Origin of the sequence: Paraburkholderia tuberum STM678 (assembly GCF_902833905.1) — a bacterium.
GTDB lineage: Bacteria > Pseudomonadota > Gammaproteobacteria > Burkholderiales > Burkholderiaceae > Paraburkholderia > Paraburkholderia tuberum.
Genome location: NZ_CADFGP010000024.1, coordinates 66,835 through 92,913 on the forward strand (window position 1 = coordinate 66,835; position 26,079 = coordinate 92,913).

Annotated in this window: 23 protein-coding genes and 2 pseudogenes; 9 read left to right on the forward strand and 16 right to left on the reverse strand. The window is 63.6% G+C overall.

Annotated features, from left to right (window positions below; translation table 11 throughout):
- Positions 1-10 precede the first annotated feature (10 nt).
- Positions 11-304 carry an EF-hand domain-containing protein gene (locus tag HWY30_RS21485; RefSeq protein ID WP_090810110.1) on the reverse strand — a complete coding sequence of 98 codons (294 nt, stop codon included), beginning with the start codon at positions 302-304 and terminating at the stop codon, positions 11-13.
- 247 nt (positions 305-551) lie between these two features.
- Here HWY30_RS21485 and HWY30_RS21490 point away from each other — a divergent pair, with 247 nt between their 5' ends.
- Both HWY30_RS21490 and HWY30_RS21495 read left to right on the forward strand, forming a co-directional pair.
- Positions 552-890 (forward strand): hypothetical protein, encoded by a 339-nt coding sequence (locus HWY30_RS21490; RefSeq protein ID WP_090806373.1) that lies wholly within the window; start codon positions 552-554, stop codon positions 888-890.
- 315 nt (positions 891-1,205) lie between these two features.
- The gene (locus HWY30_RS21495; RefSeq protein WP_090806375.1) at positions 1,206-1,484 is read left to right on the forward strand and encodes a hypothetical protein; all 279 of its coding nucleotides are present in this window, start codon (positions 1,206-1,208) and stop codon (positions 1,482-1,484) included.
- On the opposite strand, the gene HWY30_RS21500 is transcribed toward HWY30_RS21495, so the two are convergent.
- On the reverse strand, positions 1,473-2,723 hold the full coding sequence (locus HWY30_RS21500) for an arsenic transporter (RefSeq protein WP_090806377.1): 1,251 nt from the start codon (positions 2,721-2,723) through the stop codon (positions 1,473-1,475). The genes HWY30_RS21495 and HWY30_RS21500 overlap by 12 nt on opposite strands.
- A 274-nt stretch (positions 2,724-2,997) precedes the next feature.
- Here HWY30_RS21500 and HWY30_RS21505 point away from each other — a divergent pair, with 274 nt between their 5' ends.
- The 3 genes from HWY30_RS21505 to HWY30_RS21515 all read left to right on the forward strand — a co-directional run bounded on the left by HWY30_RS21505 (position 2,998) and on the right by HWY30_RS21515 (position 4,883).
- Positions 2,998-3,561 carry a cytochrome b gene (locus HWY30_RS21505; protein WP_090806379.1) on the forward strand — a complete coding sequence of 188 codons (564 nt, stop codon included), beginning with the start codon at positions 2,998-3,000 and terminating at the stop codon, positions 3,559-3,561.
- A gap of 116 nt (positions 3,562-3,677) precedes the next feature.
- On the forward strand, positions 3,678-4,253 hold the full coding sequence (locus tag HWY30_RS21510; RefSeq protein ID WP_090810112.1) for a YceI family protein: 576 nt from the start codon (positions 3,678-3,680) through the stop codon (positions 4,251-4,253).
- 48 nt (positions 4,254-4,301) lie between these two features.
- Positions 4,302-4,883: a YceI family protein gene (locus HWY30_RS21515; protein ID WP_090806381.1), complete on the forward strand. Its 582-nt coding sequence runs from the start codon at positions 4,302-4,304 to the stop codon at positions 4,881-4,883.
- A 32-nt stretch (positions 4,884-4,915) separates the two neighbouring features.
- On the opposite strand, the pseudogene HWY30_RS21520 reads toward HWY30_RS21515, so the two are convergent.
- Positions 4,916-5,431 (reverse strand): annotated as a pseudogene (locus HWY30_RS21520) (EAL domain-containing protein); the annotation flags it as partial.
- Between the two features lie 158 nt (positions 5,432-5,589).
- On the opposite strand from HWY30_RS21520, the gene dinB reads away from it, so the two are divergent.
- Positions 5,590-6,756, forward strand: coding sequence for a DNA polymerase IV (gene dinB, locus HWY30_RS21525; RefSeq protein ID WP_090806385.1), 1,167 nt, complete (start codon positions 5,590-5,592; stop codon positions 6,754-6,756).
- Here dinB and HWY30_RS21530 read toward each other — a convergent pair.
- The 6 genes from HWY30_RS21530 to HWY30_RS21555 form a co-directional block, all read right to left on the reverse strand.
- A complete protein-coding gene (locus HWY30_RS21530) occupies positions 6,723-8,195 on the reverse strand; it encodes a heavy metal sensor histidine kinase (protein WP_090806387.1) in 1,473 nt (490 codons plus the stop codon). The two genes, dinB and HWY30_RS21530, sit on opposite strands and share 34 nt — an antisense overlap.
- Positions 8,192-8,878: a heavy metal response regulator transcription factor gene (locus tag HWY30_RS21535; RefSeq protein ID WP_018424874.1), complete on the reverse strand. Its 687-nt coding sequence runs from the start codon at positions 8,876-8,878 to the stop codon at positions 8,192-8,194. The genes HWY30_RS21530 and HWY30_RS21535 overlap by 4 nt, the downstream gene beginning before the upstream one ends.
- Before the next feature lie 105 nt (positions 8,879-8,983).
- Complete coding sequence (locus tag HWY30_RS21540) at positions 8,984-10,570, reverse strand: efflux transporter outer membrane subunit (RefSeq protein WP_090806389.1); 1,587 nt, start codon at positions 10,568-10,570, stop codon at positions 8,984-8,986.
- Positions 10,570-11,796, reverse strand: a complete 1,227-nt coding sequence (locus HWY30_RS21545; protein ID WP_090806391.1) for an efflux RND transporter periplasmic adaptor subunit — start codon at positions 11,794-11,796, stop codon at positions 10,570-10,572. The genes HWY30_RS21540 and HWY30_RS21545 overlap by 1 nt, the downstream gene beginning before the upstream one ends.
- 23 nt (positions 11,797-11,819) lie before the next feature.
- Entirely contained in the window at positions 11,820-15,080 is a 3,261-nt protein-coding gene (locus tag HWY30_RS21550; protein ID WP_090806393.1) for an efflux RND transporter permease subunit, read from the reverse strand.
- A gap of 408 nt (positions 15,081-15,488) precedes the next feature.
- Positions 15,489-15,923 (reverse strand): VOC family protein, encoded by a 435-nt coding sequence (locus HWY30_RS21555; protein ID WP_008918388.1) that lies wholly within the window; start codon positions 15,921-15,923, stop codon positions 15,489-15,491.
- A gap of 150 nt (positions 15,924-16,073) precedes the next feature.
- On the opposite strand from HWY30_RS21555, the gene HWY30_RS21560 reads away from it, so the two are divergent.
- The 3 genes from HWY30_RS21560 to HWY30_RS21570 all read left to right on the forward strand — a co-directional run bounded on the left by HWY30_RS21560 (position 16,074) and on the right by HWY30_RS21570 (position 18,216).
- Positions 16,074-16,949: a LysR family transcriptional regulator gene (locus HWY30_RS21560; protein WP_090810114.1), complete on the forward strand. Its 876-nt coding sequence runs from the start codon at positions 16,074-16,076 to the stop codon at positions 16,947-16,949.
- A gap of 187 nt (positions 16,950-17,136) precedes the next feature.
- Entirely contained in the window at positions 17,137-17,775 is a 639-nt protein-coding gene (locus HWY30_RS21565) for a LysE family translocator (RefSeq protein WP_090806395.1), read from the forward strand.
- Between the two features lie 90 nt (positions 17,776-17,865).
- On the forward strand, positions 17,866-18,216 hold the full coding sequence (locus HWY30_RS21570; protein WP_090806398.1) for a hypothetical protein: 351 nt from the start codon (positions 17,866-17,868) through the stop codon (positions 18,214-18,216).
- 64 nt (positions 18,217-18,280) lie between these two features.
- On the opposite strand, the gene glnA is transcribed toward HWY30_RS21570, so the two are convergent.
- The 7 genes and pseudogenes from glnA to HWY30_RS21605 form a co-directional block, all read right to left on the reverse strand.
- Complete coding sequence (gene glnA / locus HWY30_RS21575; protein ID WP_090806400.1) at positions 18,281-19,786, reverse strand: type I glutamate--ammonia ligase; 1,506 nt, start codon at positions 19,784-19,786, stop codon at positions 18,281-18,283.
- Between the two features lie 93 nt (positions 19,787-19,879).
- Positions 19,880-20,083: a hypothetical protein gene (locus HWY30_RS21580; protein ID WP_090806402.1), complete on the reverse strand. Its 204-nt coding sequence runs from the start codon at positions 20,081-20,083 to the stop codon at positions 19,880-19,882.
- A 312-nt stretch (positions 20,084-20,395) separates the two neighbouring features.
- Positions 20,396-20,866: a hypothetical protein gene (locus HWY30_RS21585; protein WP_244144956.1), complete on the reverse strand. Its 471-nt coding sequence runs from the start codon at positions 20,864-20,866 to the stop codon at positions 20,396-20,398.
- Between the two features lie 636 nt (positions 20,867-21,502).
- Positions 21,503-21,736, reverse strand: a complete 234-nt coding sequence (locus HWY30_RS21590) for an FmdB family zinc ribbon protein (protein WP_425199391.1) — start codon at positions 21,734-21,736, stop codon at positions 21,503-21,505.
- A 51-nt stretch (positions 21,737-21,787) separates the two neighbouring features.
- Positions 21,788-23,404, reverse strand: coding sequence for a methyl-accepting chemotaxis protein (locus HWY30_RS21595; RefSeq protein WP_090806404.1), 1,617 nt, complete (start codon positions 23,402-23,404; stop codon positions 21,788-21,790).
- Positions 23,405-23,601: 197 nt separating this feature from the next.
- Positions 23,602-23,835, reverse strand: a pseudogene (locus HWY30_RS21600) (phosphatase PAP2 family protein); the annotation flags it as partial.
- 155 nt (positions 23,836-23,990) lie between these two features.
- Positions 23,991-25,703, reverse strand: a complete 1,713-nt coding sequence (locus HWY30_RS21605) for a SulP family inorganic anion transporter (protein ID WP_090806406.1) — start codon at positions 25,701-25,703, stop codon at positions 23,991-23,993.
- Between the last annotated feature and the right edge of the window lie 376 nt (positions 25,704-26,079).

The window sequence follows — 26,079 nt, forward strand, 5'->3', positions numbered from 1 at the left end:
ACCGAGCCGCTCAGTGTGCGGCCCCGCGTTCCTGCATGAATGCCTCGATCTGCGGGAGCGTGATGTAGCCGGCCTTCTGCGTGTCGATCTCGTCGAAATGACGCGCCAGCCGCGGCATGCCGGCCGCTGCCTGGTCGCGCGTCAGCTTGCCGTCGTGGGTGGTGTTCGCGCTTGAAAAACGCGTTTGCAACTGCTGCTCCATGCGCTCCATCCGCTGCTGGCCGATATCTTGCGGCGCGGCGGCCTGAGCGAACGCGACGGTGGACGCGCAGCACAGCAGCACGGTGGCGAGCAACTTCTTCATGACTGACTCCTTCGGTTGGAACATCGACCGTCGCCTGCCTGGGTGCCGCGAGCCGTTTCGATGACAGGCCGAATTGTTGGTCAGACGCCGCGCGATCGCAATTCGAGAATCATGTCGAATCATGTCACGGCACCGGGTGCCGCTGCAGCTTGACATCGAATGAAATGAGTTCGCGGTTTCGTTTTGCGGACCTGCTGCGTATCGTTTCGTCTGCCGTTCGTCGGCATTCGCGTATCAGGAGTCCCAAATGACTATCCGTCTCGCCTGCGCCTCGACTTTCACCGCCATCGGTCTCGCCTGTTCTTCCGCTGCCTACGCGCGAGTCGTCGTGTATCTGCCCGCCGCCGTGGTCTACGTGCCGCCGCCGCGGCCGGTCTACTACCCGGTGCCGGTCAATCCCGTGTACGTATCGGCACCGCCTGTCGCCGTGCCTGTGGCGGCCGCGACCATCGTCGCGGCGCCGCCCTGGCAGCCGGCCAGCACGAAGGCCGCCGCTGCCGTGGTCGTGCCGCCCGCGCTCAACTATGCGGTGGTGCCTGCGCCGACGGTCAGCTATGCGCAACCGCTCGTGATCGCGCCGCGTTGAAAGCGCGCGCCGGGCCGTCGCGCGGGCGGTTGCGATCGCCCCGAGACCGGCCCACGCCGTTGACTCAGCATAGGACACGCGCCTCGCGGGCACGCCTGGTGAATTCCCGTTGTCCCGTTGAAAGGTGGAGCGCCGCGTAAAGCTTGCATGGAGTTTGGCGCTTCTTACCATCGCGCACCGCGCCAGGCGCGCGCCCGATGTGGCGCTCTGCGCCGGCACGGCTGATATTGACTACATATAGGCGGGATGGAACGGACCTTGCGATCCCTGTCAGGTTCGCGCGCCCCTTCCCACCTTCTTTCCTGGACCTTTGTGATGAGCTACCAAGATATCGACAAGGAAATCGCCCACCTCGAAGTCGTTTTCAACGCACTTTCTGGGCGCGACCGTTTTCCGTTGTCGTACTGGCATCGTCGGCTGCATGCGTTGAACCGTTCGTCGATGGTGCCCGCGCAACGCCAGCGCGTCGCCCACCTCGAAGCAAGGCTGCGCTCGGTCGGCGCGCGACTGGACGAGCTCGCCGGCGCGACGCGCGTCGGTTCCTGCACAAGCCCGCTGATGGCGGGCGGGTCCGGCATCGGTTCAGCCAGTTAATATCCGCGCCCCAAGCGCCAGCGCGAGCGCGGGCACCATCACCAGCGCGCCGACTTTCAGAAACTTCATGAAGCTGACGTCTTCGCCTTCGCGGCGAATCGCGTTGAGCCACAGGATCGTCGCGAGCGAGCCGGTGATCGACAGGTTCGGCCCGAGGTCGACGCCGATCAACAGCGCGTCGATCACGCGCTCGGGGCTATGCGCCTGCATCACGGTCGAACTCGCGATCAAGCCGGCCGGCAGGTTGTTGATCAGATTGCTGAGGAACGCGACGCTCGCGCCGGCCCACCCGGCCGCTTCCATTTCGTTGTGTTCGGTCGCGCGGCGCAACGCACCCGCGAACAGGTTGATCACACCGGTGTGATCGAGCATCTCGACCAGCACGAACAGCCCGGCGACGAGCGGCAACACGTTCCACGAAATTTCGCGCATCATCGGCAGCGGCGATCTGCGCTCCTTGATCAGCACGACGAGCGCGGTCAGCGTGCCGAGGATCGCGGTCGGCAGGCCGAGCTGGATGTCGTAGGCGGAGACCGTCAGCAGCGCGCCGGCCGTCACCGCGATGCCCGCGAGCGCGACGCGCCCGCTCGCCGACAGTTCGACCGCGTCGAGATTGGCCTCGCAGACGCCAGTGAGCGCCTCGCGTTGCGTCCAGCGCAGCATCACGAAGGTCGCGGCGATCGACAGCACCGACGGCAGCGTGAAGCGCAGCATCCACGGTCCCAGCGGCGGCGTGTGATTGCCGTACAGCACGATGTTGGCCGGATTCGAAATCGGCAGCACGAAGCTTGCCGCATTGGCGACGAACGCGCAGACGAACAGCAGCGGCAGCGGCGGTGTCTTCGCTTTCTTCGCCGCCGCGAACACGGCGGGCGTCAGCACGACGGCGGTGGCGTCGTTGGAAAGAAACGCGGTGATCACCACGCCGAACAGATACACGAGCACGAACAGCTTGCGCGGCGAACTGCGCGCATGATTGACAGCGAGCACCGCGACCCAGTCGAACAGCCCTTCGCGGCGGCCGACTTCGGATAGCAGCATCATGCCGAACAGGAACAGATAGACGTCGGTGCCCTTGCCGATCGCTTCGACCGCGAGATGCAAGGGCAACAGGCCGAGGGCGACGAGCAGGACCGCGCCGGCGACGGCCCACACGGCTTCGGGCCATTTGAACGGCCGTGTGATCACGCCGGCGGTGGCGAGCGCGGCAATACTCCAGGAAAGAAAAACGGAATTCACGGCTTGACGCCCGGATATTGGGTTATGTCGGTGGCTGCGCAAAGCGCGCAACCTTGTTGTTCGGGGCAACAAATTACCACAGCGGTACCACGGCGAGCGCTCCATAGCAGTGTGCGTGCCTTCATGCGCGGACCTTTCAGCGCGCATGCCTCTCGACACGATTAACATCACCGCGACAACGATCTGTTCCCGCCCACCCGCCTATTCAGTTTGAATGGGCATCCCTACTATCCGCAATCTCACGCGGCTTCTCGCGAGCAACGGATAGAACACGATGCAAACACACGCTTGCGCTCCCACGCGCTACCACGGCGCGGCGATCGCGCTGCACTGGCTGGTCGCCGCGCTGATGATCTGCGGCTTCTACATCGGCTGGATCATGACCGATATCCCCGGCTTCACGCCGACGAAGCTCAAGTACTTCTCGTGGCACAAATGGATTGGCGTGACCGTGTTCGCGCTGGCGCTGCTGCGGGTGCTGTGGCGCGCGACGCATCGCGCGCCCGCGCTCGATGCCGCGACGCCCGCGTGGCAGAAGGCCGCCGCGCATCTGGTGCACGGCCTGCTGTATCTGCTGATGCTCGCGATTCCGCTGTCCGGCTACTTCTACAGCTCGGCGGCCGGCATTCAGGTCGTGTATCTGGGCATCGTGCCGCTGCCGACGATCATCGGTCCCGATCAGGCGCTGAAGGCCGCGCTGCGCACGCTGCACGTGCTGCTCAATTACGCGCTGCTCGCGCTCGTGATCATGCACGTGCTTGCGGCGCTCAAGCATCAGTTCGTCGATCGCGACGGATTGCTCGCGCGCATGGTGCCGTTTCTGAAGACCCGCGCATAACGATACGACTGCTTGAAGAAAGCCATCACTCTTGTCGATTGGTTACGACTGGTTGGCAATCAAATTCCTCGCGGTGTGCAATCAGGCCGCGAAGCTCGGATAGGATGCGTACCATCATGAAGACACCTTTTTATCTCTCCACTCGTCGCGCGACGCTCGCTTCTTTGGCGGTGCTTGCGCTGCTCGGCGCGAACCTCGCGCACGCCGACGTCGACCTCGCGAAAAGCAGCGTCATCGCCACGACCAAACAGATGAACGTGCCCGTCGACGGCAAGTTCAGAAAGTTCTCCGCGCAACTGAATTTCGATCCGGCGAAGCCTGCCGCGGGCAGCGCGAACGTGTCGATCGACACCGCGAGCTACGACCTCGGCGCCGACGACTACAACAAGCAGGCGCAAGGCAAGGAATGGTTCGACAGCGGCGCCTTCCCGAGCGCGACCTTCGTGTCGAGCTCGATCGCGCCGGCTGGCGGCAACCAGTACAAGGTGACCGGCAAGCTGACGATCAAAGGCAAATCGCAAACGGTCGTCGTGCCGGTCGTGATCGCGAGCCAGGGCGCCACGCAAACTTTCGACGGCTCGCTGCCGATCAAGCGCACGCAGTTCGACGTCGGCACCGGCGAATGGAAAGACACGTCGGTGGTCGCCGACGAAGTCGTCATCAAATTTCATCTGGTCGCGGCGAAGAAATAACCCACCACGCCGCAGCACCGCCTTACCCTTCGACCTCTGGAGTCCAACTTGAAGCAATCCTTCCTGCTCGCCGCCGGCGCGCTCGCCGCTGCATGCTCGTTCAACGCGATGGCCGCCGCCGAAACCTACCTGCTCGATCCGACGCACACGTCGCCGAGCTTCGAGACCGACCACTTCGGCGGCCTGTCGATCTGGCGCGGCAAGTTCCAGAAAAGCAGCGGCACCGTCGTGCTCGATCGCGCGGCGAAGACCGGCACGGTCGAGGCGACAATCGACATGACCTCGGTCGGCATCGGCAACGACAAGCTCAACGAGGAACTGGTCGGCGACAAGTTCTTCGACACCGCGAAGTTCCCGACCGCGACCTACAAGGGCACGCAGATCCGCTTCGACGGCGACAAGCCGGTCGAAGTGATCGGCACGCTGACGCTGCACGGCGTCACGAAACCGGTCAACCTGAAGATCGAATCGTTCAAGTGCATCCAGCACCCGATGCTGAAGCGCGAAGTGTGCGGCACCGAATCGGTCGCGACGTTCAATCGCGACGATTTCGGCATCGACTTCGGCAAGGCGTACGGCTTCAACATGAAGACCACGCTGCATATCCAGGCCGAAGGCGTCAAGCAGTAAGCGCATCACGCCCGGCACGGCCGGGCGCCGAACTACTGGATCGCGGGCTGCGCCGGCGCGTGCGACGCGCGGCGCGCCTCCAGCCATGCGACCAGTTCCTCGCGGCGCATGGCCTTCGCGAACAGCCAGCCCTGTCCGTACTGAACGCCTCGGCGCAGCAGATACTCGACCTGCTCGTCGCGCTCGATTCCCTCCGCCACGATCTCGACCCCTAATTCGTGCGCCATGTCGAGGATATGCGCCGCAACGATGCTCGACGCCGCCTGTTGGGCGATCGTGTCGACGAACGATTTGTCGATCTTCAGAGCGTCGATCATGAAAGTCTGCAAATAGGCGAGGTTCGAATAGCCGGTGCCGAAATCGTCGATATAGACCGGGTGGCCGGCGCTTCGGAAGGCCGCGATCGTCTGCCGGGTCGCATCGGCGTTCAGGCAACTGCGCTCGGTCGCTTCGATCCTGATCTGCGCGGGACGCAGGCCGGTTCCGGCGAGCCTCGCGGTGATCAGGTTAAGAAAGCGCGGCGTGCGCAGATCCTCGCCGCTCACGTTGAATCCGCTTTCTCAACAACGCGTTGAACGACACGCGTGCGGCCGGCCGCGCCGGCCCTGACCGGAGGCGAGCGCGGCAAGGTACCATTACGGGCTGGCGGCGTCGCGACGCGCGCCGTCACCGCTTTCGTTCATTGCCATCGCCCGCTTCAACTCCCATGAATTCGCCAACCCGCCGCATCGCGCACCTCGACATGGACGCGTTTTACGCGTCCGTCGAGCTGCTGCGCTATCCGGAGTTGCGCGGGCGCGCGGTGGTGATCGGCGGCGGGCGCAACAGCGCGCCGCAGGTGCTCGAAGACGGCAGCAGGCGCTTCGCGAAGCTACGCGATTACGCGGGCCGCGGCGTCGTGACCACCTCGACCTACGAGGCGCGCGCGCTCGGCGTGTTTTCGGCGATGGGCATGATGAAGGCCGCCGCGCTCGCGCCCGACGCGATCCTGCTGCCGACCGACTTCGATTCATACCGCCACTACTCGCGTCTTTTCAAGGCCGCCGTCAGGACGTTCACGGACCGCATCGAGGATCGCGGCATCGACGAGATCTATATCGACCTGACCGACCTGGCGGGCGAACCAGCCGACATCGGCCGGCGCATCAAGGACGCCGTTCATCAGGCCACCGGTCTCACGTGTTCGATCTGCGTCGCGCCGAACAAGCTGCTCGCGAAGATCGGCTCCGAACTCGACAAGCCTGACGGCCTGACGATCCTCACGCCGGCCGATATACCGCTGCGCGTGTGGCCGCTGCAGGTACGCAAGGTCAACGGCATCGGCCCGAAGGCCGCGCAGAAGCTGACCACACTCGGCCTCGCGATGGTCGGCGATCTGGCCGCCGCCGACGCCGGGTTGTTACAGGACAACTTCGGGCGCAGCTATTCCGCCTGGCTGATGCAGGTCGCGCAAGGTCACGACGAGCGGCCCTTGGTGGTCGAATCGGAGCCGAAGTCGATCAGCCGCGAGACCACGTTCGAGCGCGATCTGCATCCGCGCCACGATCGACCGGCGTTATCGAGCGCGTTTACGGGGCTGTGCGTGCGTGTCGCCGACGATCTCGTGCGCAAGGGTTACGTGGGCCGCACGATCGGCATCAAGCTGCGCTACGACGACTTCCACACCGTCACGCGCGACCTGACGCTCGACGAACCGACCGCCGACGCGAGCGAAATCCGCCGCGCGGCGACCGAATGTTTGCGACGCGTGGAGTTGAACCGCAAGCTGCGGCTATTGGGCGTGCGCATCAGCACGCTGACGTCGGCCAGCGAACAGGCGCTGAAGCCGCGCCTGCCGGTTCAGGCCGACTTGCCTTTCGCGAGCGACGAATAGGCGCTGTCGCCGGCGACGCCGGTCGGGTTCGCACGCATGGCCGGCACGTCGCCTGACGTGGACAGCGCCGACGCCGCCACCGAAAACGAGAACGTGTTGACGCCGTTGGCGCTGTGCGCGGACACGGTGCCGCGATGCATCTCCGCGATCGCCTTCACGATCGCGAGCCCGAGCCCGTGGTTTTCGCGGCTATTGGTGCGCGAGACTTCCGCGCGATAGAAACGATCGAACAGATGTTCGAGCACGTCCGGCGCGATCGGCTCGCCAGGATTTGCCACGGCGACGCGCACCTGGTCGCGCATCGGTCCTTTCCCGCGCGCGATCGTCACGCTGATCGACGCGCCCGGCTCGCAATGCTGGATCGCGTTCATCAGCAGGTTCGTGCATGCGCGGCCGAATAGCGACCGGTTCACGCGCGCGAACGCATCGCCGTGCAACTGCGCATGCACGTGCGCCTCTTCGAGCGGAATCTCCAGAAACTCGAGCGTATGCGCGAGTTCCGCCGCGAGCGACACCTCGACGAGCCCCGTCGCGCGTTCGCCCTGATCGGCGCGCGCGAGGAACAGCATGTCGTTGATGATCGTGCGCATCCGCTCGAATTCTTCGAGATTCGATTGCAGCGTGTGGCGCAGATCGTCGACCGAGCGGTTGCGGGTCAGCGCGACCTCGGTCTGGCCGATCAGGATCGTGACCGGCGTGCGCAGTTCATGCGCGACGTCCGCGTTGAACGATTCGAGCCGGCCGTAGGCGCCGTCGAGCCGTTCGAGCGCGCCGTTGAACGAGTTCGCGAGGTCGTTCAGTTCGAGCGGCAGCGACGCGGTGTTCAGGCGCTGCGAGCGGTTGTTCGGGCTGACCGCCGATGCGTCGCGCGTCAGACGCGTGAGCGGTGCGAGACCGATGCGCGTGACCGAGTAGCTGAGCAGCAGCACCGCGAGGCTGCCGAGCGCGGACAACGCCGCGAGCGCCGAGCCGAACACGCGCATCGTGCGCAGGTTCGGTGAATAGCTCGACGCGACCTGCAACTGCACCGGCGGCCGCGCGGCGTTGGCGGGCAAGCTCACCGTCGAGGTCAGCATGTCGGGGCCGCCGCCCGCCGGCGCGATGCGCGCATAGCCGCCCGGCCAGCTCTTCGTGACGGTGCCCTGCACCGGCGAGCCGAAGTGATAGCTCGGGTCCGCGCTCGTCACCGAGTACACGGTGCTGCCGTCGTGCGGCGTCATGTCGGTGAGTTTTTCGCGGCACATCCGCCATTTTTCGGGCGTCACCGCGTGATAGACGATGATGCGCGCGATTTGCGTGCGATCGTCGAGCGACTCGCGCAGATGATGTTCGAGCTGCGTGCGCAGCACCAGAAAGAGCCCCGTGCCGACGAGCGTAAACACGAACAGCGCGACCAGCGCGAACATCGACGCGAGACGGCGGGCAATCGAACGGTTCATGATGTCTCGGCCTCTTCGCGCACTTCGAGCACGTAGCCCATGCCGCGCACCGTGTGCAGCAGCTTCGACGGGAACGGGCCGTCGAGCTTCGCGCGCAGCCGCTTGATCGCGGTCTCGACGACGTTCGTATGGCTGTCGAAGTTGACGTCCCACACGAGTTCGGTGATCGCGGTCTTCGACAGAATGTCGCCCTGACGGCGCGCGAGCACGCTGAGCAGTTGAAACTCTTTGGCGGTCAGGTCGAGGCGTACGCCGTCGCGCGTCGCGCGGCGGCCGATTAGATCGACGAACAGATCGCCGACGGAAATCAACGTGGACTCCTGCGAACGCGTGCGGCGCGCGAGCGCGTGCAGACGCTCGACCAGTTCGAGGAACGAGAACGGTTTGGTCAGGTAGTCGTCCGCGCCTTCGCGCAGGCCGCGCACGCGGTCGTTCACGTGATCGCGCGCGGTCAGCATGATGACCGGCGTCGACTTGCGCATGCGCAGCGCCTTCAGCACGCTGAAGCCGTCGCGCTTAGGCAGCATCACGTCGAGGACGATCACGTCGTAATCGAATTCGGTGGCCAGATGCATGCCTTCCTCGCCGTCGAGCGCGACATCGACGACCCAGCCCTGCTCTGTCAAACCGGAGCGCAGGTAGTCCACCACCTTGTGCTCGTCTTCAACGATCAGCAATTTCATCCGCGTCCCCATGCCACGTTTGGCGGTCAACTGTCCATTATACGAAACGCCCCTAATGCCTCGCGCCGATCCCACTCCCTCGGCATGGAAGCTCTGCCGGGCGATTCAGTGTGCAGGAGCCGGCATCTCCCTCTGCTGCGCGCCGCCGGCTGGCGCTTGCTGCGGCGATGCCGTAGCACTGGCGACGTTCGCTGTCGCGTTCGTACGGGTAGCCTCGTTCCCGGCCATTGCGCCACCTTGCGCGCCGCCCTCCCAGCCGCCGCCGAGCGCCTTCACGAGCGCCACCGACAGCGTCAACTGCTGGCCGTGAATCTGCACGTCCGTGCGCTCGTTGGTCAGCAGCGACTCCTGCGCGTCGATCACGTTCAGATACGCGACGAGGCCGCCCGAATAGCGATCGTTCGCGAGCGACAGCAGCCGCTGCGCGTCCTCGACCGCCTCGCGCGACTGCTTCGCCGCGCCGTCGAGCACCGACAGTCCTGTGATGCCGTCCTGTACCTGCTGGAACGCGCTCAGCACGGTCTGCCGATAATTCGCCTCGGTCGCCTTGTAGCCCGCGCTCGCGTACTGGACGTTGGCCGCGCGCCGGCCGCCGTCGAAGATCACTTGACCGACCGTCGCGCCGAGCGTCCACATCAGCGTCGGCGCGCTCAGCAGATTGGCGAACTCGGTGCTCTCCCAGCCGATGCCCGGCGTCAGCGTGAGGCTCGGGAAGAACGCCGCCTTGGCCACGCCGATCTGCGCGTTGGCCGCCGCCATCGCACGTTCCGCCGAGGCGACGTCGGGACGCCTTTGCAGCACGTCGCTCGGCACGCCGAGCGGTACGGTCGGCGCCTTGATGTCGAGTACCTTCGGCTCGATCGCGAACTGCGGTGCCGGCACGCCGACCAGCGCGGCGATCGCATGCTCGAACTGCGCGCGCTGATTGAGCAGCAGTTGCGCCTGCACGCGCGTCGAATCGAGCTGCGATTTCTGCTGCAGCACGTCGAGGCCCGATACCGAACCGAGATCGTGCTCGGTGTTCACGTAGTCGAGCGCTTTCTGCTGCAGCTTCACCGACTGGTTCAGCACGTCGATCTCGCGGTCGAGCTCACGCAGCGAGAAGTAGTCGGTGGCGAGGTCGGTCGTCAGCACGAGGCGCGCGTTCGCGAGATCGTCCGCCGACTGTTCGGCCGACGCCTGCGCGCCCTCGACCTGACGACGGATGCGGCCGAACAGATCGGTGTCGTAGCTGATCGTCGGCCCGAGCTGGAGGTTGTTCTGCACCGTCGATTCGGTCGGCGTCGCGTAGTTCGTCAGCGGCCGGTCGTGCGAAATACGGAAGCGCGAGGCCTGTGCGTTGAAATCGACTTCCGGCACGCGCTGCGCGCTGGTGTTCGCGAGCGTCGCCTTCGCCTGCTCGTAGTGCGCGCTCGCCGCGGCGAGCGTCTGGTTCTGCGCGAGTGCCTGGGTTTCGAGCGTCGCGAGCGTCGGGTCGGCGAAGCCCGTCCACCAGTCCGGCGCGATCGGCGCATGCGACGGCGCGGCGACGCGCCAGAACGAATCGGTGTGCCATTCGGGCGGCACTTCGGCCTGCGGCCGCTGATAGTCCGGGCCGACCGTGCACGCGGCGAGCAGCGCCGCGCCGGCGCACGCGCTCAGCGCGGTGAAGACAGTGCCACGCGTACGCGCCTGGCGTGAAGCCGCGAACATCACGACGCCCCCTTGCCGTTCTTCTGCAGCGGCTGCACCTGCACGTGATCGCCATCGGCAATCGAATCGCTCGGGTTGACGATGATGCGATCGCTCGGCGAGATACCGCTTTCGATTTCGAGCTGCTGTCCGAGGTCCACCGCGATCACGACCTTGCGCAGGCTCACGTTGCCCTTTGCATCGACGACCGCGAGGCGCGGACCCTCCGCGCGAAACAGCAGCGCGTTGCCTGGCACCGTGAGACGCGCATGCGCGGCGGCCGGCACCGCGACCTGCACGTACGCGCCGGGGCGCAGCTTGTCGTCGGGATTCGGCAGCGTCACTTCGATCTGCAACGAGCGCGTGGGTACGTCGATCGCGCCAGAAATATGCGTGATCTTGCCGTTGAACTGCTGGCCCGGCAGCTCGGCCTGCGTGACCACGACCTTCTGCCCGACCGCGACGTTCTGCGCGTAGGCCTGCGGCAACTGCACATAGACGCGCAACGGGTCCGATTGAGCAAGCGCGAACAACGCACGGCTCGTGCCGCTGCCCGCGTCGATCAGATCGCCGACGTCGACGTTGCGCTGCGTGACTACGCCGGTAAACGGCGCGACGATCCGCTTGAACGATTCGAGCTGCTGCAGACGCTTGACGTTCGCATCGGCGGCCGCGAGATTCGCGAGGTCCTGCGTGTACGTGCTTTGCCGTTCGTCGAGCTCCTGCTGCGACACCGCATCGCGCTGGCGCAGCTGCTGCCAGCGTTCCAGCGAGGTCTTCGCGAGCGCGAGGCTCGAATTGATCTGCTGACGCTGTGCCAGAGCCTGCGCGAGTTCCTGGTCGATTTCCGGCGTATCGAGCTCGGCGAGCAGTTGCCCCTGCTTCACGTGGGTGCCGATGTCGGCGTACCAGTGCAGCAGATAGCCGGTCGCGCGTGCGTAGATCGGCGACTCGACATAGCCGCGCAGCGTGCCCGGCAGCAGCGTGTCGCCGCCGCCCTCGGTCTGGGTCGGCGTGACGACGTTCACGTACTGCGTGGCGTTCTGCTGCGCGATCGCCGCGACTTCGCGGTTTTGCAGCACGTTCGCGATCACGGTGCGAAGTGTGCCTGCCACGAGCAGCACGAGCACGATCACGACGGCGATCTTCGCGCGCTTCCATTCGCGATGGCGCGGCGGCAGCCGGTGCTCTCCTTCTTCGGTTTCCCGCGCGGGGATCGCTAGCGATGCATGAGTTTTTTCGGTCATCTCAGTCAACCATCGTTTAACTTTTACGCGGGCGTCGCCGCACTGCTGGGTTCCGGTGCGGGGGTGTCACTATGGCCGCCACTGCCACTGCCACCGCCATCGTCGCCAGCGTCGCCACCGCCGTTGTCGTCGTCGCCGCCGTTCTTATGACGGCGCGCGAGCCACGAATGAATTCCCGCAAACACGAGCGGCACGAAAAACAGCGTCGATACGGTCGCGAACAGCAACCCGCCGATCACCGCGCGGCCAAGCGGCGCATTCTGCTCGGCGCCCTCGCCGAGACCGAGCGCCATCGGAATCATGCCGATGATCATCGCGAACGCGGTCATCAGCACCGGACGAATCCGGCTCGCGCCGGCTTCGAGCGCGGCCGTGAGCGGCGGCGCGCCGGCCGACAGCCGCTGGCGCGCGAACGAGACCATCAGAATACTGTTCGCGGTCGCGACGCCCATCGTCATGATCGCGCCGGTCAGCGCCGGCACGCTCAGATGGGTGCCGGTCAGGAACAGCATCCACACGATGCCCGCGAGCGCCGCCGGCAACGCGCTGACGATGATCAGCGGATCGACCCACGACTGGAAGTTCACGACGATCAGCAGATACACGAGCACGATCGCCATCGCGACGCCGATGCCGAGCCCAAAGAACGAACTGCGCATCGTCTGTACCTGGCCGCGCACGGTGATCGTGCTGCCGCGTGGCAGCGAGCCGCGCACCTCGTCGACGATCTTGTCGACCTGATTCGCCACGCTGCCGAGATCGCGCTTTTCAACGCTCACATACAGATCGATCACCGGACGGATGTTGTAATGCGTGACTTCCGCGAACTGGCTCTTCGGCGAGATCTGCACGAGGTTGCCGAGCAGTTGCGTCGGCCCGTTCATCGTGGCCGAGACCGGGGTGCGCAACAGTTCGTCGATCGAAGACACCTGGTACTGCGGCGTCTGCACCGCCACCTTGTATTCCACGCCGTTCCTGTTGTTGACCCAGAAGCCCGGCGACGTCTGCGAGCTGCCCGACAGCGAAACGAGCACGTTCTGCGCGACGTCGTTCGCGGTCAGGTTCAGTTGTTGCAGGCGGGTGCGGTCCATGTGCAGATCGATCACCGGTTCGTCGAGCTTCTGCTGGATATGCGTGTCGACGGTGCCGGGAATCAGTCGCACCTGCTTCAGCAGCTTGCGCGCGACGTCGAGGTTGCCCTGCTGATTCGCGCCCGAAATCTGCACGTCCACCGCGGCAGGCAGGCCGAAGTTCAGGATCTGCGTGACGATATCGGCCGGCTGAAAGAAGAACTCGACGCCCGGGAAACGCTGCGGCAGGATCGCGCGCAGCTTGTCCATGTAGATCTGCGACGGCTTGTGGCCTTCGTTCAATGCAATCTGGATCTCGCCGTCGAGCGTGCCCATCGTGCCCGCATTGCTATACGACAGATTGATGCCGCTATACGGTACGCCGAGGTTGTCGAGAATCGTGCCCAACTCCCTGGTCGGCACGACTTCGCGGATCACCTTCTCGACCTCGTCGGCCAGCCGCGCGGTTTCTTCGATACGCGTGCCGGTCGGCGCGCGCATGTGCAGACGGATGTCGCCCGCGTCGACGCTCGGAAAGAAGTCTTCACCGAGTGCAAAGAACAGGCCCATCGACAGCACGCAGAAACCGAGGAACAGCGCGCCGAACATCTTGCGACGCACGAGCAGGCTGCTCAGGATCATGATGTAAGTCGCGCGCATGCGCTCGAAGCCTGCGTCGAAGCGGTGATACAGACGCATGAACAGATTCGGCTTCGTGCCCGCCTTCGGCTTGTGCGCGTGGCCCATCAGCAGCATCGCGAGCGTCGGCACGAGCGTACGCGACAGGATGTACGAAGCGAGCATCGCGAACACCACCGCTTCCGCGAGCGGCACGAACAGATAGCGCGCGACGCCGGTCAGGAAGAACATCGGCACGAACACGATACAGATACACAGTGTCGAGACGAGCGCCGGCACTGCGATTTCGCCGGCGCCTTCGAGAATCGCATCGTGCAGATTCGTGCCCAAGTGCAGGTGCCGCTCGATGTTCTCGATCGTCACGGTCGCGTCGTCCACCAAGATGCCGACCGCGAGCGCGAGGCCGCCCAGCGTCATGATGTTGATGGTCTGCCCGAGCGCGTGCAGCACGATCAGCGACGACAGAATGGACAGCGGAATCGAGATCGCGATGATGCAGGTGCTGCGCCAGTTGCCAAGGAACAGCAGGATCATCGCGGCGGTCAGCGCGGCGGCGGCCAGCGCTTCGCGCACCACACCCTGCACCGCCGCCTTCACGAATACCGACTGGTCGAACAGCGCGGTGATCTGCAGATCCGGCGGCAGCGCGGCGCGCGCGGCCGGCAAAATGGCTTTCAACGTATCGACGATCGACAGCGTCGACGCGTTGCCGTTCTTCAGCACCGACATCAGCACGCCGCGATGACCGTTCTGCCGCACGATGTTGGTCTGCGGCGAGAAGCCGTCGCGCACATGCGCGACTTCACGCAGGTAGGTCGTCGCACCGTTGACGGTGCGCACCGGAATGTCGTTGAGACCTTCCAATGTCGGCGGCGACCCGTTCATTTCGACCGTGTATTCCTTCGGCCCGATCTTGGCCGTGCCGGTGGGCAGAATCAGGTTTTGCGCGTTGAACGCGTTGACCACGTCGGCAGGTGTCAGGCCCTTGGCCAGCAGCGCGCGCGTGTCGAGGTCGACCGAGATCAGCCGCGATTTGCCGCCATACGGATATGGCACGGCCGCGCCCGGAATCGTCACCAGTTGCGGTCGCAGGAAGTTCAGCGCGGTGTCGTTGAGATCCTGCTCCGAGAGTTTCGGACTCGACAGGCCGAGCTGGATGACTGGAATGCTGGAAGCCGAGTAGCTGATGACCAGCGGCGCGGTGGCGCCCGGCGGCATCTGCTTCAATTGCGCCTGCTCGATGGCGACCGTCTGCGCGATCGCCGTCTGGATGTTCGCGTTCGGCTGCAGAAACACCTTCAGGATCGCGATGCCGGGGAGCGATTGCGATTCGATATGTTCGATGTCGTTGACCGTCGTGGTCAGACTGCGCTCGTTGACCGACGTGATACGGGTGGCCATGTCTTCGGCCGACAGCCCCGTATACGTCCAGATGATGCTGACGACCGGAATGTTGATATCCGGCAGCACGTCGACGGGCATGGTGAACAGCACGAAGGGCGTCGCCAGCACGATCAGAATTGCCATCACGATGAACGTGTATGGCCGCTTAAGCGCTACGTTGACGATCCACATTGAAACGGGCCAGAGAAAATGCGGGTGGAGGGAGGGATTGAATCTGCGCTTATGCTAGATCGATGGCACCAACGCCTGCATGGCATGAAAATGGCGAAATCGTCAGGAAGCTTGTTGAAAGCAAATGCGCCATTTTTGGAGGCGAAGGGCTCTCGCCGAATTAGCTGCGAATTAGCCGCAAAGCAAACGTTTGTTGAATAAATTTACGCGCAGTTAATGAAACGTTTGCTGATACGCGGCACGTTTTTTGGCTGAATAATATGAAACATGCTTTCAGATTGATTCGCACGACGGGGCAATTTTGCTCCGTGCGGCCATCCCCTTCAACGAAAATAGGCCGGTCAACCTGAATGGTCGACCGGCCTTCATTTGCAGTCATCCGTATCCTGGCGTCAACGCCCGCGACGCTTATTTGGCGAACAGCGACGACATATCGGCGAACGCCTTGAACTCGAGCGCATTACCCGACGGATCGAGGAAGAACATCGTCGCCTGCTCGCCGACCTCGCCCTTGAAGCGCACATGCGGCTCGATGATGAATTCGATGCCGGCCTTCTGCAGTTTGTCCGCGGCGGCCTGCCATTGCTCCATCGACAGCACCGCGCCGAAGTGGCGCACCGGCACCGCGTCGCCATCCACTGCGCTGGTATGACGGTGACCGACTTCGTCCGGCGCCAGATGCGCGACGATCTGATGACCGTAGAAATTGAAATCGACCCATGCGTCCGAACTGCGCCCTTCCGGGCAGCCGAGCAATTCGCCGTAGAACTCGCGCGCGGCGGCGAGGCTATGAACAGGAAACGCCAGGTGGAACGGCGGCAAAGCGGTTTCGGCAACGCTCATGATAGGAGACTCGCTGGGGTGGATGTGAGGATGAATTACGACTGGCACGACTGGCAACCGGTTCAGTTGAAGCAAAGTTTAATCATGAATAAAAATGTTGAGAAACGATATATATTTGACCTGACCATCACCAAAATCGATTGATTGATCATGCTCAGCGAGTTGAAAACCTTCATCGCCGTCAGCCAGTACGGCACGTTCTCCGGCGCGGGCGCGCGCATCGGGCTCACGCAATCGGCCGTCAGCGCGCAGATGCAGCGGCTCGAACAGGAACTCGGCTTTCAGCTGTTCGACCGCACCGGCCGCTCTGCGACGCTCAACGAGGCGGGCCGCGAAACGCTCGCGCTCGCAGAGGAAATGATGACGCTCTATGCGCGGCTCTCCGAGCGCAGCGGCGGCGCCGCCGAAAGCGGCATGCTGCGGGTCGGCGCGATCGCGTCCGCGCAGGTGTCGCTGCTCGCCGACGCGCTCGCGCGCTTTCGCAACGACCGTCCCGGCTGGCGGATTCGCGTGGTGCCGGGCGTGTCGCTGGGGCTGCTCGGCCAGGTCGACTCGGGCGAGCTCGATCTGGCCGTCATCATCAAACCGCCGTTCGCGCTGCCGTCGGAACTCGAATGGCGCACGCTCGTCGCCGAACCGTTCGTGCTGCTCGCGCCGAAAAAGCTTGCGCGCGGCGGCCGCTCGTGGCGCGAACTGCTGCGCAGCGAGCCGTTCATCCGCTACGACCGCGCGTCGTTCGGCGGACGGCTCGTCGACCGTTTTCTGCGGCGCGCGCGCCTTGGCGTGCGCGATGCGGTCGAGCTCGACGAATTGCAGGCGATCGTGCAACTGGTCGCGCGCGGCATGGGTGTCGCGCTGATTCCGAATACGGCCGGGCTCGGCAAATGGCCAGCGAGCGTCGTCGCACTCGAACTCGGCGATGCGAGCTTCGAGCGCGAGATCGGGCTCGTGCTGCGGCCGCGGCATAGCCGGCCGGTGGTCGCCGATGCGTTGGCGGAGTGTATTGCGAGCGCGGCGCACGGTTGAGCGCTTTGCACGCCGCATTCGATGCGAGTTCGCTTCGGGTTCGCATCGAGTGTGCTGCCATACGTACGCGCAACTGTATCTGTGAGTCGCGCGCGACGGCGCGCAGAATCGTTGCTTCATTCATCCGGCTGTGTGGCGCGTTGCATTGCATTGTCGAACACGCGCTCCGCCCTTGCATTTGCCCGCCATGATCGCCAGCCCTCTGCTCACCGCCGATGTCCTGATCGCCTACAGCGCCTATTTCGTCGGCACCGCGAGCCCTGGGCCGAGCAATCTCGCGATCATGTCGCTCGCGATGAGCGCGGGCCGACGCGCGGCACTGGTGTTCGCGCTCGGCGTGGTGTCGGGCTCGTTCTCATGGGCGCTGCTCGCGTCGCTCGGCTTGTCGGCGGTGCTCGCCGCCTACTCGGAATGCCTCGTCGCGATCCGGATCGCGGGCGGCTTGTATCTGCTGTGGCTCGGCTTCAAGTCCGCACGCTCGGCGTGGAGCGCCGGCAAGCCGGCCGCGAGCGCGGCGCGCGTCGACGAACCGCTCGTGCGACTCTATCTGCGTGGTCTTTTGCTGCATCTCACGAATCCGAAAGCGGTGCTGGTGTGGCTGTCGATCGTGTCGCTCGCGATGTCGCCGGTACACGGCGCCGCGCACGTGACGCCGGTCGTGCTGGGCTGCATGGTGATCGGCGCGACGGTATTCAGCAGCTACGCGGTGCTGTTTTCGACGGCGTCCGCACGCCGCGTCTATACGGCGATCCGGCGCTGGCTCGATGGCTCGCTCGCGGTGATGTTCGGCATTGCGGGGGTCAAATTGTTGACGTCGAAGAGTTGAGGTGGGTCGGGCGCGTCTGGGTCGCCCGAGGCCACGCTCTGCGATACTGGCGGTTCGGCTCCATCAACGACGGCACCCACCCACGCAACGATGAACGGCAAAGACCACGACGCACCTCCTTCCAACCAACGCTCGCCGCTGCAAAAGCGGCTCTATCTCACCGGCGCGGCGATCCTGGTCGTCAGCCTGATCGCCGCGGTGCTCATCTACGTGAGCGTGCCGCCGCCCGACAGCGCGGTCGCGATGTACGGCATGATCGATCCGCGCTATCAGATCAAGCTACAGCAAATCGGCGGCAACGCGGCAGTGCTAATGGCGCAGTTGCATCAATGGTTCGATAGCTTGTGGCACGGTGTCAGGCTGGCTTATACGGTCGCGGCGCTGGGCGCCACGCTCGCGGCTGGCTGCATTTTCATCGGCCATTTTTTCGCGGACGATTGAGTCGCGAGGCGCTCGCATCGAGGCGCTCTAGTACCAAGACCGAGTCACCGCCTGCGTTGTTCTTCTAGATATCGAAGTACAGATAAAACTCCCATGGATGCGGACGCAATTTGATGGTGTCGATCTCGCGGCTGCGCTTGTAGTCGATCCATGTCTGGATCACGTCGTCGGTAAAGACATCGCCTTTGCGCAGGAACGTGTTATCGGTTTCGAGCGCGGCCAGCGCCGCGTCGAGGGAGCCCGGCACCTGCCGTATGTTGCGGGCTTCTTCGGGCGGCAGATCGTAGATGTTGCGGTCGAGCGGCTCGCCGGGATCGGTCTTGTTTTCAATGCCGTCGAGGCCGGCCATCAGCATCGCGGCGAAAGCAAGATATGCGTTGGCCGACGGGTCCGGACAGCGAAATTCGACGCGCCGCGCGTTCGCCGAATCCGAATACATCGGAATGCGCGCCGCGGCCGACCGGTTGCGCTGCGACATCGCCAGATTGACGGGCGCCTCATATCCCGGTACCAGGCGTTTGTATGAATTCGTCGTCGGCGCGCAGAAGGCCATCAGCGCGGGTGCGTGCTGGAGCAATCCGCCGATGTACCAGCGGCACAGGTCCGAAGTCAGCGCCCAGCCGCCCGCGTCGTAAAAGAGGTTCTGTTCGTCTTTCCACAGGCTCTGGTGACAATGCATGCCGCTCGCATTGTCGGCGAACAGCGGCTTCGGCATGAAGGTTGCGACCTTGCCGTGCCGACGCGCGACGTTCTTGCAGACGTACTTGTAGATCATTACGTTGTCGGCCATGCGGGTCAGCGTCGTAAAGCGCATGTCGATCTCGTTCTGTCCCGCGGTCGCAACTTCGTGGTGATGCACTTCGATCTGTACGCCCGCCTGCTGGAGCGTCAGCGCGATTTCCGAGCGGATCTCCTGCAGCGTGTCATGAGGCGGCACCGGAAAATAGCCCTCCTTGTAGCGCTGCTTGTAGCCGAGGTTGCCACCGCCGTATGCGCCTTCGTCGCGACCGGTGGTCCAGTCGCCCTCACCCGACTCGACGTAGTAGTAGCCGCAGTGCTGATCCTGGCCGAAGCGGATGGAGTCGAAGATGAAGAATTCGAGCTCCGGCCCGAAATAACACGTCGTCGCGATGCCCGTCTGGCGCAGATAGTTCTCCGCCTTTTTCGCCACGTAGCGCGGATCGCGCGAATACGGCTGCCGCAGCACGGGATCGACGACGTCGCAAATGATCGACAGCGTCGGCGTGCCGCAAGCCGGGTCGACGAAGGCCGTTGCCGGGTCAGGCCGCAGCAGCATGTCGGACTCGTGGATCTCCTGAAAGCCGCGGATCGATGAACCATCGAAACCGATGCCGGCGCTGAACAGGTCGTCGTGAACCTCGGGAAGCGTGATCGAAAAATGCTGCCAGAGTCCGGGCAAGTCGGTGAATTTCAGATCGACCATCTGAATATCGCGCGCTTGCAGCAGGCCGATCACATCGCTTGCGCTTTGCGGTCGCGTGACGCGATAGCTGCCCGCTTCGACGGACGCCGCAAACGGCGATCCGGTGGTTCCTTGCGTACTGGCCATGAACTTTGCCCTCTTCCGCCCCATTACCGCCCGTGTACTTATAGTCCAACGTTAGTACGTCCACGCGCGAAAGCAAGGCGGCAGTGCGTGGACCTAGCGGTCTTGCTCCAGTGCCTTCAAATGAGCCTCGCCGGCATCTCTGGCAGCGGCGGAGGTCGCATACGTCTCGTCCGAAACGAGCGAGCGTTTGACCTCACGGGCCGCGAAGTCGACCAGCGTGATGACCCAGACATGCTCGCCACTCTGCTCGGCCGTTTGCACGAAAGCGCGCACGTCGCCCTTGTCCTCTGATTTCATCGTGACCTCCTTGTGGAAAAGTCGCGCGAAAAAAGGGGAGCGCGACAATAAAGCCGTTCGCGAGCCGCGGGTGCTTTCCTCACGGAGCGCGTAGCTTGATCTTAGGCAATGGAATCGGTCCAATGACAGTTTTCTCGCTTCCGATGCTGAGCACAGCCGATGGGTTCAGCGGTGAAAGCGGCTTGCCCGCAATCATCTAAGGCCCTCATCGAGACCTTGTCGGGAGGCGCGGTTGCGCCGGTCGAGTAACGCGGACGGGCGTTCGACTGGGCGAGCCGTCTCCCCCAGGGACCTCAGTCGCGGAAATCGAGCTCATTCAGCTTGCGGCGTGGAACGGCGTTGGCCAGTCCGTCTTGCGAACGAGATGAGCGCCGCCCGAGGTAGTTCTTCGACTGAAAGCGCCCACACCGAATACGCAACGCTGCGCTGGAACAACAAGCCAACAGCAGCCCGAAGCTGCCCCTTGCCCAGCGCATACACCGAGTCGGTCACGGCGACGGCACCGTGCATCAGAATGCTGGCATGCCGGTAGCATCCCATCATGCAGTCATTGCAGGGTTGCCGTTGATCGGGCAGGCGGTCGAGGTCGAAGACGGAGCCCATCGGCTCAGGCCACGCCTCGCAACGCCAAACATCGAGGTTCCAGTCGATATAAAAGTACTTGCTGCCACCGATGCATGGAACCAGTTGCTGTTCGCCGCGCACGAAACGCGCGACCTCGGCCAGCGCAGCGCTCGGGTCCATAACACGGAAATGCTTCTTGAGGCGCGCGATTGCGCTCAACGCTTCGAGTAGTTCGTCGGTGTTCAGGTCGACGAGTTTCGATTCTTCGTCGTAAACAAGCGGGACCCTCACGGCCTACCGACGAATTCGGCAAGAAGCTTCATAGAATACGCTCAACGCGCTGCGCGTGATCCATTCTTACGCCAGCCTACGCCCCGACCCGTGACGGTCAGCGGATGGAAACTACGCACCGTTGAAGTTAAACAACCGCATAACGGCAACCACGCGCAAATGACGTTGCCTATCATGCGTACCGCGCCGTCAATCTGGCAGCACGCACTGTCTATTTCCAGATTTGCATGCTCCCATCGAGATACCCAATCTCCTTCGTCTTGCTGCCCGTGAGCAGGCACGAGGTTGAAACGGCCCGAGTCTGGAGCGCAAGTCGGCTCACGTCTCGCAGATGTGCAAGGATTTCAAACGAGTCGGCGTTTTCGGTGTGACATCCCGTTTCAGGCTCCTGATAAACACGCGCCGCACAGTCGGCAACCGGCTTACGCCATCCCACAAGGCGACGGGACGATCGGCGAACGAAGATCCGCCGGCAGGACAGAACCGACGCACGAATGTCCGCACGAAAGCATGGGCAACGGCTGCAAATGGCCCGGATTTTGCCGTCGCCCGGTCAGACAGGTTTCAGCTCTTTCTGGAGGTTTTCGGCACAAATAGCGTGGGTGTGTGCAGAACCTTCTCGCTTCCGCACTTTGGGCAAGCCGGATGAGCGTTTTCATGTTCAGCAAGATGCTCGGCATGTTCGAACATCTCACCGCACTTCTCACACCTGTACCGGTAAGTCGGCATGGCATTCCTCCAACGAGAATCCCGCACGTCGGGCTGACCAGATACGTCTACGACGTCGGCAATAACCATTCTAGTGCAGGAAAGTGCGAGAAACGCCTGCGTGCACCTCGCGCGCAGCGCTCATCGTATGGGGCGAATGTCAGTTTGCCCGTCGCCTACCAGCCGAAATACCTGCACGGCATCTTCCAATGTGGACGCCTGTTCTTGCATGCTGGCTGCCGCGGCTGCCACCTGCTCCACCAGGGCAACGTTCTGCTGGGTCATCTCGTCCATCTGCCCGATCGCGCGGTTGACTTCGCCGATGCCGGTACTTTGCTCGTTGCTCGCGTGGGTAATCTCACCCATCAAAGTGACCACACTATCGACAGCCGTGACGATTTCGGTCATGTCCCGGCCAGCCTGGTCGACCAGTTCGCCGCCTGCATTGACGTTGCCGACCGAGTCGGTGATCAGCGCCTTGATTTCCCTGGCGGCCGTGGCGCTGCGTTGGGCCAGGCTGCGCACCTCGGCGGCGACGACCGCAAAGCCGCGTCCCTGGTCGCCGGCGCGGGCTGCCTCGACGGCCGCGTTCAAAGCCAGGATATTGGTCTGAAAGGCAATTGAGTCGATCATGCTAATGATGTCGACGATCTTGTGTGAACTGCCGCGGATCAACGACATGGTGGTCACCACATGCCCCACCACGGTGCCGCCTTTGACCGCGAGATCGGAGGCCGAGGCGATGTGTTGGTTGGCGTGCGAAGCGCGTTCGGCATTGGCGCGGACCATCGCCGTCAATTGTTCCATCGTCGACGCGGTTTCCTCGAGCGAGCCAGCCTGCGCCTCGGTGCGGGACGAAAGCTCCGCGTTGCCGGCCGCAATTTCGCGCGCGCCCAGCGCGATCATATCCGAGGCACGTCGGACGTTGCCGACTACCGAGGCCAAACCGACACTGATGCCGTTCATTGCCTGCATCAACTGGCCCAGTTCGTCGCGCCGGCTGACATGAACTTGCGCGGTCAAATCGCCGGCCGCGAGTTTTTCGGCGGCGGCCTTCGCTTCGAGCAGTTGCATGCCGAGACCGCGCCGGGTCGTCACGAAGACCAGCGCGCTGACCAGCAGCGCGCCGAGTAGCCCGAAGCCGATCACCCCGGTTTGCAGGAAAGCGGGCAACGCCGCTCCCGGGCTCGCTCGGTCGGGGAGGATCACGGCCTCCAGCAGCCGACCATAGGCCAGCAGAAGTACGGTATTGGCGGCCAGGGTAAGCAGCGCGAGTCTGGCTCCGATCGACAGGTTCCACACCTCACTGACGTCGAGGCCGACATACAGCGCGCCGATTACCTCGCCAGAACTGTCCCGGATCGGCTCGTACCGTGTCATGTATTGCTTGCCGAATAGCGTCGCGTAACCGGTGTAGGGTTGCCCGCCGCGCAGCATCCGATAGCCGGGATGCGAGCGGTCGAGTACCGTGCCCACGGCCCGCTCGCCGGTTTGCCTTTTGACCGAAGTGGCGACGCGCACGAAGTCGTCGCCAATTGCGACGAATAAGGTGCCCGTCGCGCGGGTCTTGCCGGTGAAGTGGTCCACTTCGCCGTAGTTGAGGTTCAGCAGGGTGTTCCCGTTCAGCAGCCCGGGGGTCATGACACCGAGGATGTCGACACTGCTTGATTCGTCGCGTGAAAATGGAGCTGGAAAATACCCGGCGAGCGTTCGCGCGTGACGGCGCACCTGGGCCTTGAGCGGCAGCAGAGAGTACATGAAGTGAACCCCGTCGACTAAGTCAGCGTGCCGAATAAATCGGACGTTTTATTCTGAATTCATTAGACAGAATATCGCATGAGATGGCAATAGAGTGTGCTCGCTAATCTCAGCTCACTGAAAGGCGGCGCCAGGCGAACCTCAAGAATATCGGCATGCGCCGTGGCGCTCCGCGCGGGTCATGGATGTTTGCACGCCAGCAGCCTTCCGACGAAGAGCGCCACGACACCGCTGAGAAGCGTCGCGAGAACTATTTCGCGCCGCCATTCGGGGCGCCCGTCTTGCTGAAACCAGATCCACCAAAGCACGGCAATCAGTACCAGGCGTTTAAAGGTGTAGAGGTCGGCGATGGCTTGTATCGATTGGGTCGCGAAATGACCGAAGTGTATGCTGGACAGATATGTTTCGATGGTCGAATCGAAGCTGTTCATGTTCCTGTAATCGATATCTGCCAGTCGAAGCGGAACGTCAGAATAATTGAGGCAAGCGACAACAAATGAGGCGCAGACAACGTTTGCTGGCAATTTGCCCGTCCGAGGCGGTGTTCGCGGCATGCGCCGCCTCAGTGCGAAGCCAGGGCGGCCCGTTATGGCGCCCCCTTGACCCGCTCATGCGGATTCTCCACTCCCGCCATGCTCAGCGCCTCATGCAGCGTGCCGAAAATACAGCGCTCCTCGACGATCGGCGTGATTCCATGCCGATCCATATCCGAGCGCAAATAGCGATTCACCCGCGCAAAGACCACCTCGATCCCATTGCGCTTGAGCGCCGAGCACAACTCGCCCACCGAGCGCGCCGCCGAATAATCGACATCCGTAATCGCGCTCGCATCGACGACGAACCAGCGCACGGCATTCGGTGCGTGATCGATCAGGCGGCGCGTATCGTCGACGAAAAAATGATCGTTCGCGTAGAACAGATCGGCGCCGAAACGATAGACGATCAACCCAGGCGCGGTCTCCACGCCGGGCACCGCCGGCACCGGCACCCACATGCCGTCGCCGTTGGGCGCGAGCATCATCGTGTGGGGGCGGTAGCTGTGTCGCACGTGACGCAGCAACGACAACGCAACGGCGACCAGAATGCCGTGCTCGACGCCGATCAGCACGACCGCCGCCGCCGTGAACAAAGCCAGCGCGAATTCGCCGGGACTTTCGCGGCGAATCGAAAAGAGCGACTGCAGATCGATCAGGCCGACCGCGATCGTAAACACGATGCTCGCGAGAATGCAGTGCGGCAGATACTGCAGATAGCGGCTGAAAAACAGCAGCACGACCACCACGACCGCCGCGAACACGAGCTGCGCGAACTGGCTGCGCGTGCCGGCGCGATCGGCCATCGCGGTCTGGGTCAGGCTGCCGTTGACGACGAACGCGCCGGAAAACGCCGCCGCCGCGTTGGCGGCCGCGATGCCGAGCAGGTCTGCGTTGGTATCGATCGGCTCGTGATAGCGGTCGGCGAACACCCGGCTCGCCGCGGCGCTTTGCGCGACGATCATCACGAAGCACGACGCCGCGACCGGCACGAGATCGAGCATCTGCTGCCACGTCACCGACGCAACCCGCAGCGGCGGCAATCCGCCCTCCACCGGTCCGAGGATGGAGATGCCGTGCGCGGCGAATCCGAACACATCGCTCGCGGCAATGCCCGCGACGACCGCGACCAACGGCACCGGCAGGCGCGGCCAGAAACGTTTGCAGACGAGAATCGCGGTCACCACGAGCAGCGAGATCGCCAGGGTCGGCCGATTGATCTGCGCGGCGTCGCTCACGACGAGCAGCAGTTGTTTCACGCTGCTCGCCGCATGTCCGGGCACGCCGAGCATGTCGCCGAGCATCGCGATGCCGACCTGCACGCCGACGCCCGCAAGAAAGCCGACCAGCACCGTACGCGACAGGAAATCGGCGAGAAAGCCGAGCTTGAAGATGCGCGCGACGAACAGCAACGCGGCCGTCAGCAACGCGACCATCGCCACGAGCGCCGCATACTCGGCGCTCGACGCGGGCGCCATCGTCGAAAGACGACTCGCGAAGATCGTCGCGGTGGCCGAATCGGCGGCGACGACCAGATGCCGCGAAGCACCGAAGAACGCGAACGCGACGAGCGGCAGGAACACCGTGTAGAGCCCGGTGACGGCCGGCATGCCGGCAATGCGCGCATAGCCGAGGACCTGCGGAATATCCATCGACGCAAGCTGCACACCGGCCAGCGCATCGCGCGCCGCCGCAATCCGGCTCAAAGGAAGAACGCCCTTCAGCACGCCGGCACGCGCCGCCATTTTTTGCAGAGAATCTTGCATACGCGATGCTGACCTAAAACGAAAGTAATCGCGCATCGTGCCGCGAACCGGCGCGCCAAGGCAAGACTTATGAAAAGGAGAACGGGCTATTGACGAAAACGAAAACGAGAAAGCAAACCGAAAGAGCGCAAACGATTGCTCCTTTCAAGCGCACAACAAACTAACGGACGTTAATCGCAAAGCGAAAATCTCCACGGCGCAGCCGCGGAAAAAAACGCGCGAAGAAGATCTACCGTTTGAATTGCCCTGTCTGCGGGTCCACATGGCGCGCGAAACCGAACAGCGCAGCAATGCAGATCGGACAGGCGATCAGAAAGATGACCAGCATCACACTCACCCCGTAACAACTTGTTACCGGGAAGTGTAAAGAAATTTG